Below are 722 nucleotides of genomic sequence, written 5' to 3'. Positions count from 1 at the left end.
AAATAGAAGGTCCCGTAGTGTAGCGGTTATCACGTCGCCCTGTCACGGCGAAGATCGCGGGTTCGATTCCCGTCGGGACCGTAGACTCGTTAGCTCAGTTGGTAGAGCAATTGACTTTTAATCAATGGGTCGCTGGTTCGAGCCCAGCACGGGTCATATATGCGGGTTTGGCGGAATTGGCAGACGCACCAGATTTAGGATCTGGCGCTTTCGGGCGTGGGGGTTCAAGTCCCTTAACCCGCATAGGAAAAAATAAGCCGGCTTAGCTCAGTTGGTAGAGCATCTGATTTGTAATCAGAGGGTCGCGTGTTCAAGTCATGTAGCCGGCATCCAATTGCGAACGTAGTTCAGTGGTAGAACACCACCTTGCCAAGGTGGGGGTCGCGGGTTCGAATCCCGTCGTTCGCTTGAGTCGCCGGGGTGGCGGAACTGGCAGACGCACAGGACTTAAAATCCTGCGATGGCAACATCGTACCGGTTCGATTCCGGTCCTCGGCATAGAACCTGAATAGTATTTATATAATGAGCACCCTTAGCTCAACTGGATAGAGTACCTGACTACGAATCAGGCGGTTAGAGGTTCGACTCCTCTAGGGTGCATAACTCGCTTAGTGTTTACATTAAGGGAGATTTATTTTTAATGATATCGGGAAGTAGCTCAGCTTGGTAGAGTACTTGGTTTGGGACCAAGGGGTCGCAGGTTCGAATCCTGTCTTCCCGAT

At 51.4% G+C, this 722-nt stretch carries 8 tRNA genes; all 8 read left to right on the top strand.

The features are described from left to right. Window positions 1-8: 8 nt before the first annotated feature. A tRNA-Asp gene (locus ACHUFA_RS11010) sits at window positions 9-81 on the top strand. A 2-nt stretch (window positions 82-83) separates the two neighbouring features. Next, window positions 84-156: transfer RNA gene (locus ACHUFA_RS11005), tRNA-Lys, on the top strand. A 5-nt stretch (window positions 157-161) separates the two neighbouring features. Beyond that, window positions 162-243, top strand: a tRNA-Leu gene (locus ACHUFA_RS11000). A gap of 13 nt (window positions 244-256) precedes the next feature. Continuing rightward, window positions 257-329, top strand: a tRNA-Thr gene (locus tag ACHUFA_RS10995). Between the two features lie 7 nt (window positions 330-336). Beyond that, window positions 337-408 (top strand) — tRNA-Gly (locus ACHUFA_RS10990). 6 nt (window positions 409-414) lie between these two features. Further along, window positions 415-498: transfer RNA gene (locus ACHUFA_RS10985), tRNA-Leu, on the top strand. A 28-nt stretch (window positions 499-526) separates the two neighbouring features. Next, window positions 527-600: transfer RNA gene (locus tag ACHUFA_RS10980), tRNA-Arg, on the top strand. A 47-nt stretch (window positions 601-647) separates the two neighbouring features. Beyond that, window positions 648-721 (top strand) — tRNA-Pro (locus tag ACHUFA_RS10975). The last annotated feature ends 1 nt before the right edge of the window (window position 722 follow it).

The sequence above is a fragment of the Streptococcus hepaticus genome, from assembly GCF_043656315.1.
Classification (GTDB): Bacteria; Bacillota; Bacilli; order Lactobacillales; family Streptococcaceae; genus Streptococcus; species Streptococcus hepaticus.
The sequence above is the reverse complement of the archived record's forward strand: the minus strand, read 5'-3'. Positions and strand labels throughout refer to the sequence as shown.